At 35.4% G+C, this 18,766-nt stretch carries 14 protein-coding genes; 12 read left to right on the top strand and 2 right to left on the bottom strand.

Features of this window, described 5'->3' with window-relative positions; all coding sequences use genetic code 11:
• Positions 1–103 precede the first annotated feature (103 nt).
• The 4 genes from DFQ08_RS07345 to DFQ08_RS07360 all read left to right on the top strand — a co-directional run bounded on the left by DFQ08_RS07345 (position 104) and on the right by DFQ08_RS07360 (position 4,372).
• Positions 104–1,438: a cytochrome ubiquinol oxidase subunit I gene (locus DFQ08_RS07345; RefSeq protein ID WP_114309234.1), complete on the top strand. Its 1,335-nt coding sequence runs from the start codon at positions 104–106 to the stop codon at positions 1,436–1,438.
• Between the two features lie 2 nt (positions 1,439–1,440).
• Positions 1,441–2,517, top strand: a complete 1,077-nt coding sequence (gene cydB, locus DFQ08_RS07350; protein ID WP_114309236.1) for a cytochrome d ubiquinol oxidase subunit II — start codon at positions 1,441–1,443, stop codon at positions 2,515–2,517.
• A 15-nt stretch (positions 2,518–2,532) separates the two neighbouring features.
• On the top strand, positions 2,533–2,832 hold the full coding sequence (locus DFQ08_RS07355; RefSeq protein ID WP_114309239.1) for a hypothetical protein: 300 nt from the start codon (positions 2,533–2,535) through the stop codon (positions 2,830–2,832).
• Between the two features lie 82 nt (positions 2,833–2,914).
• Complete coding sequence (locus DFQ08_RS07360; RefSeq protein ID WP_114309243.1) at positions 2,915–4,372, top strand: NAD(P)/FAD-dependent oxidoreductase; 1,458 nt, start codon at positions 2,915–2,917, stop codon at positions 4,370–4,372.
• A 260-nt stretch (positions 4,373–4,632) separates the two neighbouring features.
• Here the strand turns inward: DFQ08_RS07360 and pncA are convergent, their stop codons facing one another.
• On the bottom strand, positions 4,633–5,241 hold the full coding sequence (gene pncA / locus DFQ08_RS07365; protein ID WP_114309247.1) for a bifunctional nicotinamidase/pyrazinamidase: 609 nt from the start codon (positions 5,239–5,241) through the stop codon (positions 4,633–4,635).
• A gap of 36 nt (positions 5,242–5,277) precedes the next feature.
• Positions 5,278–6,675 carry a nicotinate phosphoribosyltransferase gene (locus tag DFQ08_RS07370; protein ID WP_114309249.1) on the bottom strand — a complete coding sequence of 466 codons (1,398 nt, stop codon included), beginning with the start codon at positions 6,673–6,675 and terminating at the stop codon, positions 5,278–5,280.
• Positions 6,676–7,144: 469 nt separating this feature from the next.
• On the opposite strand from DFQ08_RS07370, the gene DFQ08_RS07375 reads away from it, so the two are divergent.
• From DFQ08_RS07375 to DFQ08_RS07410, 8 genes are all read left to right on the top strand, one after another.
• A complete protein-coding gene (locus tag DFQ08_RS07375) occupies positions 7,145–8,455 on the top strand; it encodes a TolC family protein (protein ID WP_114309252.1) in 1,311 nt (436 codons plus the stop codon).
• 123 nt (positions 8,456–8,578) lie between these two features.
• A complete protein-coding gene (locus DFQ08_RS07380) occupies positions 8,579–9,655 on the top strand; it encodes an efflux RND transporter periplasmic adaptor subunit (protein WP_114309255.1) in 1,077 nt (358 codons plus the stop codon).
• 278 nt (positions 9,656–9,933) lie between these two features.
• Complete coding sequence (locus DFQ08_RS07385; protein ID WP_114309259.1) at positions 9,934–13,128, top strand: efflux RND transporter permease subunit; 3,195 nt, start codon at positions 9,934–9,936, stop codon at positions 13,126–13,128.
• Positions 13,129–13,442: 314 nt separating this feature from the next.
• Complete coding sequence (locus DFQ08_RS07390; protein ID WP_114309261.1) at positions 13,443–13,748, top strand: hypothetical protein; 306 nt, start codon at positions 13,443–13,445, stop codon at positions 13,746–13,748.
• A gap of 121 nt (positions 13,749–13,869) precedes the next feature.
• Positions 13,870–14,079, top strand: a complete 210-nt coding sequence (locus DFQ08_RS07395; protein WP_114309264.1) for a YgaP family membrane protein — start codon at positions 13,870–13,872, stop codon at positions 14,077–14,079.
• Positions 14,080–14,588: 509 nt separating this feature from the next.
• Positions 14,589–14,951 (top strand): DUF4870 domain-containing protein, encoded by a 363-nt coding sequence (locus DFQ08_RS07400; protein WP_114309267.1) that lies wholly within the window; start codon positions 14,589–14,591, stop codon positions 14,949–14,951.
• Between the two features lie 139 nt (positions 14,952–15,090).
• Complete coding sequence (locus DFQ08_RS07405; protein ID WP_114309270.1) at positions 15,091–17,997, top strand: sensor histidine kinase; 2,907 nt, start codon at positions 15,091–15,093, stop codon at positions 17,995–17,997.
• A 7-nt stretch (positions 17,998–18,004) separates the two neighbouring features.
• Positions 18,005–18,757: a LytR/AlgR family response regulator transcription factor gene (locus DFQ08_RS07410; RefSeq protein WP_114309274.1), complete on the top strand. Its 753-nt coding sequence runs from the start codon at positions 18,005–18,007 to the stop codon at positions 18,755–18,757.
• Positions 18,758–18,766 lie beyond the last annotated feature (9 nt).

Below are 18,766 nucleotides of genomic sequence, written 5' to 3' on the forward strand. Positions count from 1 at the left end.
TGTTAAAATTTGATTTTTTAACACCATATAGCTGTAAATTGTAACTAATGTAACACTGCAACGCATGTAAAATCGTAACTTTGTTATCTCCAAAACATCGTATATGGAAGACATGCTTTTTTATGATCGTATGCAGTTTGCATTCACGATTACATTTCACTACATCTTTCCACAATTAACCATGGGATTGTCTTTAATGATCGTCTATTTTAAGTGGAAATTTCTCAGATCAAAACTTGATAAATACAATGACGCTGCAAAATTCTGGATGAAGATTTTTGCACTTAACTTTGCTATGGGTGTCGTCACAGGAATTCCTATGGAATTTCAATTTGGTACCAATTGGGCTAAGTTTTCAGAACTCACAGGTGGTATCATTGGGCAAACATTAGCCATGGAAGGGATGTTTTCCTTCTTTTTAGAATCGTCCTTTTTAGGACTTTTTCTTTTTGGTGAAAAACTCCTAGGACATAAACTGCATTTTCTAACCGGTTTTTTAGTGTTTTTAGGCTCATGGGCAAGTGGTTATCTCATAATCGCAACCCATTCTTGGATGCAATATCCTGTAGGCTATGAAATATTAGAAAACGGAAGGTATGTGCTTACTAATTTTGGCGCGTTATTTTCTAACCCTTGGCTTCTGCCGTCCTTTTTACACAATCAAATGGGATCTGTAATTACCTCTTCCTTTGTGGTTGCAGGTGTTGGTGCTTTCTATTTATTGAATAATAAGCATAGTGAGTTTGGAAAACTTTTTGTAAAAACAGGAGTTATTTTTGGTTTGGTGTCTAGTGTTTTAGTAGCGTTTCCTACGGGAGATTTAGTGGCTAAAAATGTCGTAAAACATCAGCCCGTTACTTTTGCGGCTATGGAGGGAATTTTTGAAACTGAAAAAGGCGGTTCGGAAATTGTACTTATCGGGCAACCCGATGTGGTCAATAAAAAATTAGATAATAAAATAGCCGTGCCTAATATTCTAAGCTTTTTAACCTATCAAAGTTGGGATGCGGAAATTAAAGGGCTTAATGAATTTGATGAGAGTTTATACCCCACAAATATCCCTGGCTTGTATTACGCCTACCATATTATGGTGGGTCTTGGGACTATTTTTATAGGTTTAATGTTATTGGCTGCGGTACAGTTATATCGCAAAAAATTATACCAAACAACCTGGATTTTATGGACGCTTATGTTTATGCTACCTTTCCCGTATATCGCCAATACAACAGGCTGGTATACCGCCGAGTTAGGGAGACAACCATGGTTGGTGTATAATTTATTAAAAACTTCCGAAGGTATTTCGCCAACCGTGTCTTCAGGAAACACCTTATTTACCTTATTAGGATTTATAGGCCTATATATATTACTTGGACTTTTATTTTTAATGTTAGCAGGAAAAATCATTAACAAAGGTCCTGAAACCGCGCAACAACACTAACTATGGAACTATTCTGGTATATTGTATTAATGACCATGTTAACCATTTATGTCATTTTAGATGGTTACGATTTTGGAGCAGGAATTATTCATTTATTTTTTGCTAAAAAAGAAAAAGATAAAAAGGCCATTACTAATGCTATTGGTCCTTTTTGGGATGCCAATGAAGTATGGCTTATAGCCTCTGGAGGGGTCTTGTTTTTTGCGTTTCCAACCTTGTATGCCTCTTCATTTAGTGGCTTCTATTTGCCTTTAATGATGATTTTATGGTTATTAATTTTTAGAGCTATTGGCTTAGAACTTCGAGGACAAGTTCATAATAAAATGTGGGAATCTATTTGGGATAAAGCCTTTGGTATTTCTAGTTTGTTATTGGCGTTATTCTTCGGTATTGCCTTAGGGAATGTCGTAAGAGGCGTTAATTTGGGTATGGTAACTGATGGTGTGTCTACACACGAGCCCCATTATTTCTTTCTGCCACTTTGGAACTCTAGCTTTAGTCCTCATGCAGAACATTTAGGGATCATAGATTGGTTTACCTTGCTTTTAGGCGTTATCGGTGTGGTTGCCTTAACCATTCATGGGGCCAATTGGATAATCTTTAAAACCAATTCCGATTTAAATGAGAAATTAAAGAAAGTTGTTTTTAATTTGAATAGTGTTCTACTCCTTTTAGTGGTAGTTTCACTTTTTATATGGCATATAATAGAACCAAAGCCATTTCATAATTTTATAACCCATCCTTGGTTGTGGATTTTTCCTCTTATTGCCTTTTCAGGTTTGTTTGGCTTATTTAAAGTGAAATCATTTCAGAAACATGGTATGGGCTTTTTGTTTTCGTCTTTGTTTCTTTTCGGCGGATTAGCGTCTACAGTAGCCTCTATTTTTCCTAAGGTCTTACCCTCAACTAACGCTATAAATCCAGATTTAACCTTATACAATGTGGCGGCACATGAGTATGGCTTATCGGTTGGGGTGTATTGGTTTGTTATTGCTGTTATTTTGGTGATTATTTATTTTACCATCCAATATCGTGTTTTTAAAGGAAAAATGGACGATGTTGGTTACGGCGAGCATTAATGAAACGTCTCTGTTATGACCGGTACTTTAATTTCTTTAATTAGTATTTTTATTGGGCTCATTGCAGCCAATGTATTTGCTTATTTTAATAAGAAATATTCATTTGGCTTTACGGGGAACACTTTAATTGGTGTGTTTGGAAGTATTTTATTTATTAAAACCTTTGGTCGCTTAGGGTTCGATCCTTGGTCCATTATGGATCATGGTAATTTTAATACCGCACGTTTAATAGTCAATTTTGTGGTATCTGCGCTAGGAGGTGTCCTCCTTATGATTTTGGCGAAAAAACTGTATTTACGTATAAACAAATCGTAAGGATAAGATTGAATTTCCTTGTGTAACCTAAGTTACGGGGTACTCTCTAGAAGCGAAGTACCTTTATTAAAAACTTAAGGTCATGTCTAAAATTGTCATTTTAGGAGCAGGAATTTCTGGTCACGTCGCAGCGACGCATTTACGTAGAAAATTATCTAAACAACACGAGGTCGTCGTCGTGTCACCCAATAGTAATTACCAATGGGTACCGTCTAATATTTGGGTAGGAATTGGTAAAATGAAATCCGAAAAAATTTATTTTCCATTAGCGCCTTTATATAAAAAGAAAGGAATTCAGTTTAAACAAGCTAAAGCAATTTCGTTTCATCCTGAAGGTGATAAAACCGAACAGACCCCCTATGTGTTATCCGAATATGTAGTAGGAAACCAAAAAGGCCAACAAGAAAAAATTACTTACGATTATCTTATAAATGCAACAGGGCCAAAGTTGAATTTTGGAGCTACCGAAGGGTTAATACCAGGTAAAAACAAAGCCTATTCCGTGTGTACCTATTCCCATGCCAACCATGCCTGGGGAGGTTTAAATAAAGTGATCCAACAATTGAAAGCGGGTAAGAAAGCTAAAATTTTAATTGGTACAGGTCACGCTAAATCTACTTGTCAAGGAGCTGCTTTTGAATATATCTTAAATGTAGAACAAGAATTACGTAAGCATAAAGTCAGAGATAAGGCCGAAGTGACTTGGATTTCTAATGAATATCAATTAGGTGATTTCGGAATGGATGGAATGCTAATGCGTTATGGAAGCTTGACGATGAAGTCGCACGAAATGATAGAAATGATTTTTGAAGACCGAGGCATTAAATGGATTTTAGGCGCAGGAGTCCATAAGGTCGAAGATGGTGTAGCGCATTACGAAAACCTTGAAGGTGAGCACAAATCCGAAACTTATGATTTTGCCATGTTAATCCCGTCTTTTTCGGGTCATGGATTTAAGGCTTATGATAAAAATGAAAACGACATCACAGAAAAATTATTTAAAGGCTTTATGATTGTAGATGCCGATTATACAGCAAAACCTTATGAAGAATGGTCGGTTAGAGATTGGCCCGAAACCTATCAAAATCCCAATTATAAAAACATTTTTGCACCAGGGATTGCTTTTGCACCACCACATTCCATTTCTAAACCTCGAAAAAGTAAAAATGGAACTGACATTACGCCAGCGCCACCAAGAACAGGAATGCCCTCTGGGATTACGGCGAAGTTAGTAGCTGATAATATTATAGATTCCATTAAAGGAGGTAAAAAAAGTTTACATCATAAAGGTTCTATGGGAAATATGGGAGCAGCTTGTATTGCTTCCGCAGGATTTGGATTAACAAAAGGGTCTGGAGTTAGTATTACGACCTTTCCTATTGTTCCCGATTATGAAAAATATCCTGAAACACAAGGGCGACAATTAGGGAAAACCTTTGGTGAAATTGGCTTAGCAGGACATTGGTTAAAACTGGCGTTGCATTATGCCTTTATTTATAAAGCTAAAATGAAACCCTTCTGGTGGCTAATACCAGAGTAAATATTAAAAACATTGTTCTAACAATAATTTATAAATCATGACACAAAGAATATCAAAATATCAAAGATTCAAAATGATGAATCCCGTGATTCAGTTTTTCAAATTCATTTATTTAAGTATAAAAATAATGGTTGTTGTTGCTGGTGGACACGGAGGCACAAGAAACCTTAACTGATATGGTTATCAGTTTATTTTGGTTGATTTTAAAAAAGCATTCATTTTATAGTGAATGCTTTTTTGTGCGATATCTATCGTGTAGATTATAATAGAGATTCAGAGTTTATAATTGTAATACCTTTAGTCAACATTTCTTGTTTCAGATTATCTAAATGAATATTGTCTAAAGCTTTAGAAGCGTCATCAATAAAAGTGCAGTCAAACCCTTCGTTAAAGGCATCTAGTATTGAAAAATAAACACAAATATCGGCGGCTAAACCACAAAGATACAGTTCTGTGACACCTTTTTCTTTAAGGTAACCGGTTAATCCGGTAGATTTTAAATGGCTGTTGTCATAAAAGGCACTGTAACTATCAATAGCGCTATCAGTACCTTTTCTGAAGATGGCTTCAAATTGTGCCGTGTTTAAATCGGGATGAAAATCAGCACCTTCAGTTCCTTGTACGCAATGGTCTGGCCATAAGGTTTGTGGTTGACCGTGCAATTCAATGACATCAAAGTTAGATTTCCCGTCATGGTTACTTGCAAAACTAATATGGTCTTTAGGATGCCAATCTTGTGTGGCGAGAACTAAATCAAATTGATCTTGAATGTTATTAATGACCGGTACAATGCGATCCCCTTCAGCCACAGGAAGTGAGCCATTTGGCATAAAATCGTTTTGGACATCAATAATTAGAAGCGTTTTCATAACTAATAGTTTTAATGGATAGGATTAAATTTGAGACTAAAAACGGTGTTGTGTAATTAAAGCATCACGTTCTTCTTTCAACTTAGAGCTAAGTCCTATTTTATAGATATGCGGATTTTGAAAACGCTTGTATTCGTTAGGGAGTTGTTGTAATCGGGTTTGAGAATATTCAGAAATTTCAGCCACTGTTCGCACAGGAATGGTTCTTTTACCGTCCTTCATCACGGGTTCAAGTAAGGCTTCGTGTTTAAATGCCGATAAGTCTAAACGTTTTGTAATGTCAAAAGGGTGTTCCATTTTAGACACTTCAGTTTCGGAATGGATGGCAATGGCATCAGCGCCATAAAACATACCATGATCATCAATCATACGGTAGACCTGCTTTTTAAATGGCAATGATGTTTTTATAATGTTTTCAGAAAGTTTAATTCTTGGCGTCTCGTTAAAAGCCGCAAGCTTATAGACACCTGCAAGGGCGGCATCGGGCTTTCCGGTCACTAAATTGGTACCCACACCGTAAATGTCTATGGGTGCACCTTGTTCATTCAAACTTTTAATAACGTATTCATCGAGTTGATTAGACACTACGATTTTCACATAGCCCAAATTAGCATCGTCTAATATTTGTCTTGTTTTTTTTGATAAATACGCCAAATCGCCACTATCTAAACGGACGCCTAGTAATTTGTCACCACGTTCTTCCATTTCTTTCGCCACCGTAATAGCATTGGGAAGCCCACTTTTTAGAGTGTTATAGGTGTCAATTAAAAGCACACAATTTTCTGGTCGTATTTTGGCAAAGTCTCTAAACGCTTGCAATTCGTCCTCATAACTTTGAATAAAAGAATGAGCCATAGTTCCTGTAGAAGGAATGTCGTAATCTTCAGCCGCTTTAACATTACTAGTACTATCAAAACCACCAATCGCAGCAGCTCTAGAAGCGTAGTAGCCACCTGTAGCATGGGCACGACGTAAGCCCATGTCTAATAAAACAGCATCTTTAGCACTGTAGCGTATGCGGCTGGCTTTGGTGGCAATTAAAGTTTGAAAATTAAGAATGTTTAGTAAAAAGGTTTCTATAATTTGAGCTTCAATAATATTGGCTTCAACCTGTAATATCGGCCGATTCGGAAATACAATATCGCCTTCCTTACACGAATAAATATGACCATTAAAGCTGAAATTCTCTAAGTAGTCTAAAAAATCACTTTTAAAACCTTTCGATTTTAAATACGCCATATCCGAAGATGAAAATTTTAAGGTTTCAAGGTGTTCTAAAACGTCTTCCAAGCCTGCAAATATGGAATACCCACCTTTAAAAGGATTATGTCTAAAATAATAATCAAAAACGGCACGTCCTTTTGGTTTCGTTTCAAAATACACTTGTGCCATGGTGAGTTGATAAAGGTCTGTGTACGCAGCTGTAATATTCATTAAAGTTTGAATTATATTATTGACAAGATTCCTAAAATATACAGTAGGAATCCTGTTAAGAGGGTTTGAAAAAAATTAGAGAATAAATTTAAACATATTTTGCCACTTAGCGCAGCGCTGAGTAGGAAACTTCGGCTTTTTATACACCTAAAATTGTAAAATCGATATACACTTTATTAGGTAACAATAGTTACAAAGTTATAGAGGAGCGTATGTTATATTTATCATGTAAAATCCGTTGGTATGCTCCTAAATACAACTTCATTTTTTTTAGATTGATTATTTGTAATGGTCATACAGTCTGGTTTTTAGAATTAAAAGGTTTAAAATATAAACTGATGTGATGGTCAGTTTTAGGTTGGTTAGTGAAAAGCATTCATTTTTTAGTGAATGCTTTTTTTGTTCGGTAACATTGGTTACTAAGAAACCTTTTTGTTCGCTCTATTTTTGTGTAGGAAATACATTAAATATGAAAAGAATAACCATAATAATGATTTGTTTAACCTTGTTTAGTAAACTTAGTTTACAGGCACAAGAGCAAGTTGCCATTTCTAAACAGGAAGTTTTATCTAGAGTTTCAGAACATAATACAAGTATTAAAATTTCTGAAGAAGACTTTAATCAAGCGAAAGCCGATTTTAAACAAACCAATGCGGTGTTTTTTCCAAACATAACAGCAAGTCATACAGCCATGGCAACCACCAATCCGTTGATGGCTTTTGGGTCTAAATTGAATCAGGAAATTTTAACACAAAACGATTTTAATCCGGCTTTGCTGAACGACCCGTCTCAGATTGAAAACTACACGACTAAATTTGAAATACAACAACCCTTAATTAACGTCGATGGCATGTTTCAACGTAAGGCGGCCAAATCTAAAATGGAAGCGATGGCATTACAAACGGAACGTATCCAAGAGTACTTAGCTTTTGAAGTGGATAAAGCCTACATGCAATTGCAATTGGCGTATAAAGCGGTTGAGGTTTTAGAAAAAGCATTAGAATCGGCTCATGCCAATAAAAAATTAGCGGATAATAGTTTTAAGCAAGGGTATTTACAACGTGCCGATGTATTGAATGTTGAAGTAAGAGTAACCGAAGTTCAAAATCAATTGCAATCTGCAAAAAGTAATGTGCAAAATGCCTCTAATTATTTGTCATTTTTAATGAATGATGACACCTACGTGATGTATAGGCCAACGGATGAATTAGAAGTGGCGACTATGGAAATGAAAGACCGAAGCATTTCAGAAAATCGTTCGGATATTAAAGCGATGGCACTGGCTTCTGAAGCTTATGAGTCCATGAATAAAGCGGATAAAATGGCTTTCTTACCTCGATTAAATGCCTTTGGAAGTTATGAGTTGTATGATGACCAAATATTTCAGGCTGATGCTAATGGTTATTTGTTTGGGGCGCAGTTGAGTTGGGATATTTTCCAAGGGTCTAAACGTTTTGGGAAAGCGCAAAAAAGTAAATCGGAATTCGAAAAATCAAAACTAGAATACCAACAATATGTATCTCAAAGTCAGTTAGAATTGAATAAGGCCAAACGTACCTTTTCAGATGCCGAGAATAAATTGAATTTAACCACTTTAGCTTTAGAGCAATCAGAAGAAGCGCTAAGAATAAGAACCAACAGATTTAAAGAAGGCTTAGAAAAAACATCCGATTTATTAATCGCGGAAACCAAATACGCACAAAAGCAATTGGAATATTACCAAACGATATTTGAATACAATTACGTGCAGGCCTATTTACAATTTTTAACTAAAGAATAACCTCTCGATTGCGCTCGAGGTGACAAACCTGTGTCTGGTCGAGCATTATCGAGGTCAAAATATATTTTGCCCGAAGATACATTGCAACGCAAATAGAGACCTAATAAATAAACAAATCATAAAATGAAAAAATCATATACAATTCTAACGTTGTCATTGGTCTTGTTACTTGCAAGCTGTGGCAATGAAGATAAAAAAGCAGTTGAAGACAATTCGCTAGCCATCGTTGTAAAAACAAGTGAGGTAGAAGCCAATAGCAACAATCCCTTTTTGGCAGTGAGCGGAAAAATTCAAGCCGCAAACAGCGCCGATTTAAGCACACGAATGATGGGTTATGTGAATAAAGTGCACGTTAATGTTGGGGATAAAGTACATAAAGGACAATTATTAGTTTCTATTAATAATGCCGATTTACAAGCCAAACGTGCACAGGTAAACGCTGGTATTTCTGAAGCAACAGCTGCCTTCAATAATGCACAAAAAGATTATAATCGTTTTAAAAACTTGTTCGCAGATAATAGTGCTTCTCAAAAAGAGATGGATGATATAACGGCCAATTTTGAAATGGCTAAAGCACGTTTAGAATCTGCCAATCAAATGAAAAACGAAATTAATGCACAATTTACTTACAGTAATATTACAGCACCTTTTAGTGGCACCATTACCAGTAAAAATGTAGAAGCGGGTAATATGGCAAATCCAGGCGCACCATTAATTAGTATGGAAACACCAGGACATTTTGAAGTGATGGCTATGGTACCAGAATCTGAAATTTCTGCAATAAAAAAAGGAACTACTGTTGACGTATTGGTGAAATCAATTAATCAACCCTTAAAAGGAAAGGTAGCTGAAGTAAGTACATCGGCTAAAAACACAGGTGGACAATATTTAGTAAAAATAGATTTAGATAAAACAGAAGTCAATATTTTATCAGGCATGTTTACAACAGTACAATTTCCTGTAGAAAGAAAAGCAGCAACAGCAATGGTCTTAATTCCAAGTGATGTTATTATAACAAACGGACAATTATCTGGTGTGTATACCGTAAGTCAAAGTAATACAGCATTATTAAGATGGTTGCGTTTAGGAAGAACCTTTGGAGACCAAGTAGAAGTATTATCGGGTTTAAATGCAGATGAAGCGTATATCGTTTCTGCTGAAGGAAAACTTTACAATGGAGCAAAAATCAGTGTGCAGTAGGTATCAGTAGACAGTCGCAGTCACAGTTTTTAGTATCCTGCAAGGTTTCAAAAATCGTGTAGGACTTAATAAAGAGGAGTAAATAACACAAAAGAGTACGCGCGTTAAGGATAGAAACGGCATCCTTTTTACGTCAGTTTGAGTGAATTTGCCTAAGCAAATTTGTATCGAAAACAAGTAAAAAGATATAGTGAATAGCCTGACTTTTTGCGATCCTGTAAGGTTTTTAAAACCTGACAGGTATGAGTAAAAAGTAACGCCCAAAATAAATAAACAAAATGAAAGAAGGAATCGCAGGTAAAATAGCCAAAGTCTTTATGCAATCGAAGCTCACCGTGCTTTTAATGATTGTGTTTATGGTGGTTGGTGTATATAGTTCGTTTTTAATTCCACGTGAGGAAGAGCCACAAATCGACGTGCCAATGGCCGATATTTTTGTGGGTTATCCTGGGGCAAGTCCAACGGAAGTAGAATCGCGCGTCATCAAACCTTTAGAGCAATTAATCTCGAATATTAAAGGTGTGGAATATGTGTATTCAACATCGATGAAAGAGCAAGGGATGGTGATTGTTCAGTTTTATGTGGGCGAAGATATTGAGCGTTCGTTTGTGAAAATGTACAACGAAATTAACAAACACATGGACCAAATGCCGGCGGGTGTAACGTTTCCGTTGGTAAAAACACGTGCTATTGATGATGTGCCTATGTTGGGTTTAACACTGTGGAGTGAGAATTATGACGATTACCAACTCAACCAAATGGCGCAGGAGTTAGAGGCTGAAATTAAGAAGGTAAATGACGTTGCTATTACGCATAAAATAGGTGGAAGAGACCGTCAGTTACGTGTGGTTTTAGATAAAGATAAATTAGCAGCGAGTGGATTAGATTTCTTGTCGGTGTCTGAAATGATTAAAGCCAACAACAGTCAATTAAGTGCTGGAAGTTTTGATAAAAGTGATACGGAATTTTTAGTCAATACAGGTAAATTCTTAGCCTCAGTAACAGATGTTGAAAATTTAGTGATTGGTGTACAGCAAAATCAGCCGATTTATTTAAAGCAAGTGGCGAAGATTATTGATGGGCCGGAAGTTCCTCAGAATTATGTGAGCTTAGGTTTTGGAAAAGGTGCAGAGCAGTCTGCCGACTATAAATCGGAATATCCTGCTGTGACGATTTCAGTAGCCAAACGAAAAGGTGCTGATGCCATGAAAATAGCTGAGGTTATTATCGATAAAGTAGAGCATTTACGTACCAATTTAATTCCTGATGATGTTCATGTAGAAATCACAAGAAACTATGGCGAAACCGCTTCACATAAGGTGTCTGAATTACTGTTACACCTTATCGGTTCAATCTTTGCCGTAACTATTGTAGTGATGTTAGCCATGGGCTGGCGAGGGGGATTGGTGGTGTTTTTATCCGTGCCAATTACGTTTGCCTTAACCTTGTTGAGTTACTATATGATGGATTATACGCTCAACCGAATCACCCTTTTTGCCTTAGTATTTGTGACCGGTATTGTGGTTGATGATTCCATTATTATTGCTGAAAATATGCACAGGCATTTTAAGATGAAACGCTTACCGTTTAAACAAGCGGCTTTATATGCCATTAATGAAGTAGGGAATCCAACCATTTTGGCAACTTTTACAGTGATAGCGTCGGTATTACCAATGGCCTTTGTCTCAGGATTAATGGGACCTTATATGGCGCCAATGCCTATAGGCGCGTCTATTGCAATGATTTTATCCTTATTTGTCGCCTTGACCATTACACCGTATTTAGGTTATATTTTCTTAAGAGAAAAAGATAAAAAAGGCGCAGAGGAAAAGCCTGAAAAAGCGGTAGAAGACACCCGTATTTATAAAATTTACAACAAGTTTGAAAGACCACTTTTAGAAAGTAAGGGTAAACGATGGTTGTTTTTATTAGGAACCTTCGCTGTATTATTAGGCACTATGGCTTTGTTTTTTACCAATTCGGTAGCTGTAAAAATGTTGCCTTTTGATAACAAGAACGAATTTCAGGTAGTGATTGATATGCCTGAAGGTACAACGCTTGAAAGAACTGGAGTTGTGGCCAAAGAGATTTCACAATACTTATCTAACCGACCAGAAGTGGTGAATTATCAAAACTATGTTGGGACGTCAGCACCGATAACCTTTAATGGTTTGGTACGTCATTACGATTTACGAGGTGGTTCTAATATGGCAGATATTCAGGTGAATTTATTGTCTAAAGAAGACCGTTCAGCACAGAGTCATGATATTGCAAAATTACTGCGTCCAGATATTCAGAAAATTGCGGCGAAATATAATGCTAATGTAAAGTTGGTAGAAGTACCACCAGGACCACCAGTGTTGTCAACTATCGTTGCTGAAATATATGGACCTGATTACGACGAGCAAATTAGAGTGGCCAATCACGTTCAGGATATTCTGAAAAATACAGCTGATGTAGTAGATATTGATTGGATGGTTGAAGATGACCAAATCGAATATCAATTCGATATTAATAAAGAAAAAGCGATGTTATATGGCGTGGCACCACAGCAAATAGCCTATACCATGAATATGGCCTTATCTAACCGTGCGATTACCACTTTGTATGATGAAGATGCGGTGAATCAGATTGGTTTGGTGTTAGCTTTAGATGAAAAAGAAAAATCGACTATTACTGATATCTCACAATTGAAAGTAAAGTCTAAAATGGGAACAATGGTACCAATTTCTGATTTGGTAGATATCTCTCAAACTATTGCTGCCAAAAGTATCTACCATAAAAACCAGAAACGTGTGGTTTATGTGATGGCCGATATGGCTGGGGAATTGGAAAGTCCGGCGTATGCTATTCTTGGTATGGAAGAAAAACTGAAAGACATTCCATTACCGCAAGGTTTTGAGATAAACGAAATGTATTTAGGGCAACCTGAATTTGAAGATGATTACACGGTGAAATGGGATGGCGAATGGCAAATTACTCTAGAAGTCTTTAGAGATTTAGGAATCGCGTTTTTAGGCGCAATCATCTTAATCTATATCTTAATTGTAGGTTGGTTTCAAAATTTTAAAGCACCAGTGGTAATGATGGTAGCTATTCCGTTGTCATTAATCGGAATTATTCTAGGTCATTGGCTGATGGGTGCATTTTTTACAGCAACTTCTTTTATTGGTATGATTGCTTTAGCCGGAATCATGGTGAGAAACTCAGTATTACTCATTGACTTTATAAATTTAAGAACAACTGAAGGCGTTCCTTTAAAACAAGCAGCAATCGAAGCCGGAGCGGTGCGAACCACACCAATTTTATTAACCGCAGGAACAGTGGTTATTGGCGCCTTTGTGATTTTATTTGACCCCATTTTTCAAGGTTTAGCCATATCATTAATGGGAGGGACCATTGTATCTACGGTATTAACACTGTTGGTGGTGCCATTGGTATATTACATGATAGAGAAGAAGAATTATAAATAAGATTTCCGTCACTTCGAGTGATTTGTGAAGCATGAACAAATAGTATCGAGAAGTTTTAAAAGTTCTCGATACAATTCCGAAGGTATTCGGAATCACTCGAACTAACAGAATTAATATATGATATCTAGGAAGGTATCCAGTACCTTGTAGTGTTGGTGTAAAAAACAAAAACAACCCTAAAGTCCCCTCGAGAGGACAACGCACTCGGTTGAATTGGACCGTTGTCCCCTTGAGGGGTGTTAAGAGATAATTGAGATTGAAAACTAAACCTACAAGGTTGGTAAAACCTTGCAGGTTGTATAAAAAAAGAGCAAATGAAATTAGTCATAGTCACAGCAGTGGAACAGTATCAAAATGATGTTTTAAAATTGTTTAAAAAGGCAGATATAGAAACGTTTAGTAGTTCTGAAATTGATGGGCATAAAAATAGTTCGTCTTTATTAATGACCTCTAGTTGGTTTCCTTCAGAAAGAGGAGGAAATGAATCGAGTATGTTCTTTTCATTTACAGATGAAGCACGAATAGATGCTTTGTTTGAGGTAATTAAAGTTTTTAATGAAAACTTAGAGTCTAACAATCCAATCAAAGCGGTTGTGGTGCCTATTGAAAGATTCATATAAAATCCGGAAAATTTAAATATAGAATTATGCTCAGTGTCTTAGCTGTATGCGTAAACGTTTTAATTAATAATCAAAACTGACGAGGTTAGTAAAACCTTGTTAGTTATTAAAAAAAGAAAAGATGTTAAATACCTATTTTAGAGTTATTGTTGGTTCTATGGTGCTTTTAAGCGTTGTTTTAACCGTTTATGTGAATCCAAATTGGATGTGGTTTACTGTATTTATTGGAGTGAATTTAATTCAATCAGCCTTTACAAAATGGTGCTTATTAGAAACTATTTTAGTCAAGTTAGGCGTAAAGAAAGAGGGCGGAAGTTGTTCGTCTTGTTAAAGGATGATATTTCTTTTGTCCTAATTGAATTTTAAGACATGTCTCTCAAAAGGACTTCAAAGGTGTCTTTTCCTGTTTCAGTATAACAAAAGCATGCAAACTCACTTTATTCAAATAAAAAGCGGTCGTAGCTTAATTAAAGTTCCAGTTGTAGAATTGTCCCCTCGTGGGGACCTTAGGGGTGTTTAATTCAGGTTTAAGTAAAAAAAAACACGGTATACTTATTTTTATTCAAATCTAAAGCGGTCGTAGCTTAATCAAAGTTCCATCTGAAGCATTGTCCCCTCGAGGGGACTTCAGGGGAGTTCAACTTAGGTTCAAGTATTAAAAAAACATTGTACACTAATTTTATTCAAACCAAAAGCGGTAGTAGCTTAATGAAAGTTCCATCTGAAGCATTGTCCCCTCGAGGGGACTTTAGGGGTGTTTCCTCACAATTTCATAGAATTTTAAAAAAATCTGTAACATTTCTAACCCACCAGCGTCCTATAGGTGTAAAATAAGTAATCATGGAATCAAATTATCACACGCTTAAACGCACAGACAAACAACTATTAGTAATTACACATTTATCGCAATTACTAACGTATGTGACAGGGTTTGGTGGGCTTTTAGCACCATTAATTATTTGGGCTACGCAAAAAGAACAAGTCGATGGGATGGATGCACATGGAAAATCTATTTTAAATTTTCAACTGAGTATGTTGGTATATTCTATTATAAGTATTCCACTCATTTTTGCCCTTGGTTTGGGGATTGTCACCTTAATTTTAATTGCAATTTTAGCATTTGTAATGCCAATTGTAAATGCCATAAAAGCTAGTAATGGAGAATTACCTAGCTATCCATTGTCTCTTAATTTTATTAGTTAGTTTAATTTCACGAGATGGAGTAAAAACGCTTACAGAAATGTGAGCGTTTTTTAGTTTAGAAGAAAATTACCGATTTACAGAAAAATCATTTCATCATAAAATAATTATATATTTAAGTTTGTGAATTGTACAACGCCTTATGTATAGTTTAAAAACGTATATTATTATAATTGCCTTATGGTTTGTTAAGGCATGGAGCTACGCTCAAAATCCAGTGTTTGAACACATGTCTGCTGTTTCAAAACTTCCCGACGTGGAATTTTATGACATTCTTGAAGACCGTAATAATTTTATCTGGTTTGCGGCAGATAAAGGCCTATTTCGCTATGATGGAAAATCTTATACCCGTTATAGTCATGCTGATCAAAAGGCCAATTCCCTGTTTCAGCTCAAGGAGGATCAAGAAGGTAAATTATGGTGTAACAACATCTATGGTCAGTTATTTTATGCTGAAAACGACCAATTACATTTGTTTTATGATGCCAGTCAATTGGTAAAAGGTCAATTGGCAGCCTATACTATTTTAGACCATCATATTCGTTTATTTACGACTACCGGGATTTTTGATATTGATAAAACAACTAAAAAAATCACTAAGGTTTTTGAGGGGTTATGTATTAGTAATGCTAATAGTAAATCCAGTAATTACGTCTTTGTGATTAAGAAAGAAGGGCAATTAAATAAGCACAGCGTCTATAAAATAGAAGGTGCTCATCCTGCAAAGTTATTTGAGATTAATAGTTTGAAATTAATTCAATCTCCTAGGTTATTTGCCTTTAAAGAGGAGGTGTTTTTAACCCATAAAAGTGATTCGGAAAATATTATTTATATCATTAATAAAGCAGATGATTCTATAAAACAACCCAAAACACCTCTTGAACTAAAAGATGAAATCATTTACAATCTTTTAAATTTTGAAAATGACTACTGGTTTTTAACGACTGCCGGTATTTTCGTTTATCAACTAAAGAATGGGCATTTTATTTTTAAGGAACAGTTATTTAAGACCGAATCAATTACGGACGTTGAGGTTGATTTTAACAATAACTATTGGTTTGCTACTTTAGATAACGGGGTCTTTGTATCTCCAAATTTAGAGATTAGACATGTGGCACTTGCTCCGACCAAATCTAAAATAACAGCCTCTTGCGCATTAAATGCGAATCAGTTTGTTTTGGGGACTAATGATGGTAAACTTTTCTTTTATGATCAATTGAGGCGTATTAAAACCTTGAAATTACCTGGGCAAAAAATTATAGGCAATCTATTTTATGATGAAAAACAGCAGCAATTAATTATCAGCATAAATGCGTCAGAATCTTTTATTGTGAATCTAAAAAACGATAAAATAACGGATGCTATTAACAAATTTTCTGTAGCGAAATCCATTTCTAAACTTAATGACAGCTTGCTCTTCTACGGCAACTTTAAAGAAGGCATTGTTTACAATAATCCGTACAATTCAAAAGAAAAAAACATTCTTCGCTCTAGTCGTGTTAAGGCTTCTGTAGTGCATAAGGATACCCTTTTTGTGGCTTATATGGATGGTTTATTTCAATACGATTTAAATCACTTTTCATCAGAAGAACTACAATTTAAAGGGCAAAGTTTGTTGGTGAATGCCATGTGCCAATCTAAAGTAGGGGTTTGGTTAGCTACACAACATAACGGTTTAATGCGACTTGCTGATAACAGGTTACAGAAATCAATAGTTCAACTGCCAAAAGAGGTACAAATTAATACCGTAAAATCTGATGGTGACGACTTATGGATTTCAACAGATGTGGGCTTATTTCAGTATAACACACGGAGTCACAATTTAAAATCTTTAAGTGCTCAAGATGGTCTTAATACAGCAGTAGATGAATTTCTTATTCTTAAAGACTTCATTATTGTAAGCTTGCCACAATCTTTTTATGTCTTACCTAAAGGGACTCGTTTATTTAAAAATTTTAAAACCTCAAAAATAGCGCTTGAAGCTATTCGTATAAATGATAGAGATACCATTTTACAGTCTCAGTACCAATTGCCGTACGATGCCAATAAAATTGAACTGCAATTTAATTCTAACGGTTTTCAATCTAACAAACATGTTACATATCACTATCGGGTTCAGCAATTAGATAGTTCGTGGCAAACTGTTCAGTTAAATACGCACGTTATTAATTTTAATAGTTTAGCGAGCGGCAGGTATTTAGTAGAGTTAAAAGCTAAAAATGTGAGTGCTAAAAAGGCAGTCTTTGCATCGCCCATTAGTTTTGTTATCGCAAAACCGTTTTGGGAAACTTGGTGGTTTTATACGCTTATTTTAATTAGTGTTTTTGGTCTAATTTGGCTGTATTTTAGATGGCAACTCCATCAAAAAGAAGAACAACGCATTACTGAAATCGATAAAATTTTAATCGATAAAAAAATCACCAATTTGAGATTAGAAAATCTACGCTCTCAAATGAATCCCCATTTTATTTTCAATGCGTTGAATTCCATTCAAGATTATATTGTATCGAATGAAAAAGAACTAGCTAGCTCATATTTAGTGAAGTTTAGTCGATTAATTAGAATGTATTTAGACTACAGTCAACAAAACGAAATTACTTTAGAAGAAGAATTAAACGCTTTAAAATTGTATCTAGAATTAGAAAAAGTGCGTTTTGAAGACGAGTTAGAATACCATATTACTGTGGATAATTTGTTAAACACAAATCAGATAAAAGTGCCCTCATTGTTTATTCAACCTTATGTTGAAAATGCCTTAAAACATGGGTTATTGCATAAGTCAGGTTATAGAAACCTTACTGTTGACGCTAAAGTTGTGCAACAAAATAAACTTCAAATAACTGTTGAAGATAACGGAATAGGTAGAGAGCAATCCGAAAAATTAAAACGTCCAAACCAGCACAAACCTTTTGCAACTAAAGCCAATGAAGAGCGTGTGCATTTGTATAAAAACAAGTTGAAACGCGATATCACTATTGTCATAGAAGATTTATACGATGAAAGTCATACTGCTTTAGGAACGAGAGTAGTTATTATAATGCCAATTTAAAAGACCAATGAAAGCGATAATTATAGACGACGAAAAACGCGCCAGACATTTACTGGCAAATTTGCTAACAGAACATTGCACTAATATTACAAGTATTAATGAAGCACAAGATTTAGCAACAGGTGTAGATTTAATAAAAAACACAAAACCAGACGTCGTATTTTTAGATATTGAAATGCCTAATCAATCGGGATTAGATATTTTAGAATACTTCCCTAATCAGGTAGATTTTAAACTCATTTTTGTTACTGCATATAATCAGTATGCGATTGAAGCGTTTAAATTATCTGCAGTCGATTATTTGTTAAAACCTGTAGATACTACCGAATTAAAAGATGCTGTTACCAAAGCAGAAGAGGCTATAAAAGCTAATAATCTTAATGATCAATTAAACAGGTTACGCGACTCGTTAAAGCAATTGTCTATGGATAAAATTGCTTTAGAAATTCCAAAAGGCATCATGTTTGCCTCACACAACGATATCGTTTATTTTGAAGCTGATGGGATGTACACCAACGTACAGCTTATGGATGGCAAACAAAAAAACATTTGTAAACCGTTAAAGCATTTTGTAGAACAATTAGAGCGTAATACCATGTTTTTTAAATGTCATCGTTCGTATTTAATTAACTTAAAATATGTAGACGAATTGGTGAAAGACGACGGTGATTATCTACTCATGAATAATCAAAAACGCATTCCAATTTCAAAATCTAAACGCGATCAGTTTTTAGAAGTCATCAAAGAAACATTTATGTGATTCCCTTAG

Source organism: Winogradskyella arenosi, from assembly GCF_003337305.1.
Lineage (GTDB): Bacteria > Bacteroidota > Bacteroidia > Flavobacteriales > Flavobacteriaceae > Winogradskyella > Winogradskyella arenosi.

Coding starts and splice junctions, on each gene's coding strand:
- DFQ08_RS07345 (WP_114309234.1), top strand. CDS start 104: ATGGAAGACATGCTTTTTTATGATCGTATGCAGTTTGCATTCACGATT.
- cydB (WP_114309236.1), top strand. CDS start 1,441: ATGGAACTATTCTGGTATATTGTATTAATGACCATGTTAACCATTTAT.
- DFQ08_RS07355 (WP_114309239.1), top strand. CDS start 2,533: ATGACCGGTACTTTAATTTCTTTAATTAGTATTTTTATTGGGCTCATT.
- DFQ08_RS07360 (WP_114309243.1), top strand. CDS start 2,915: ATGTCTAAAATTGTCATTTTAGGAGCAGGAATTTCTGGTCACGTCGCA.
- pncA (WP_114309247.1), bottom strand. CDS start 5,241: ATGAAAACGCTTCTAATTATTGATGTCCAAAACGATTTTATGCCAAAT.
- DFQ08_RS07370 (WP_114309249.1), bottom strand. CDS start 6,675: ATGAATATTACAGCTGCGTACACAGACCTTTATCAACTCACCATGGCA.
- DFQ08_RS07375 (WP_114309252.1), top strand. CDS start 7,145: ATGAAAAGAATAACCATAATAATGATTTGTTTAACCTTGTTTAGTAAA.
- DFQ08_RS07380 (WP_114309255.1), top strand. CDS start 8,579: ATGAAAAAATCATATACAATTCTAACGTTGTCATTGGTCTTGTTACTT.
- DFQ08_RS07385 (WP_114309259.1), top strand. CDS start 9,934: ATGAAAGAAGGAATCGCAGGTAAAATAGCCAAAGTCTTTATGCAATCG.
- DFQ08_RS07390 (WP_114309261.1), top strand. CDS start 13,443: ATGAAATTAGTCATAGTCACAGCAGTGGAACAGTATCAAAATGATGTT.
- DFQ08_RS07395 (WP_114309264.1), top strand. CDS start 13,870: ATGTTAAATACCTATTTTAGAGTTATTGTTGGTTCTATGGTGCTTTTA.
- DFQ08_RS07400 (WP_114309267.1), top strand. CDS start 14,589: ATGGAATCAAATTATCACACGCTTAAACGCACAGACAAACAACTATTA.
- DFQ08_RS07405 (WP_114309270.1), top strand. CDS start 15,091: ATGTATAGTTTAAAAACGTATATTATTATAATTGCCTTATGGTTTGTT.
- DFQ08_RS07410 (WP_114309274.1), top strand. CDS start 18,005: ATGAAAGCGATAATTATAGACGACGAAAAACGCGCCAGACATTTACTG.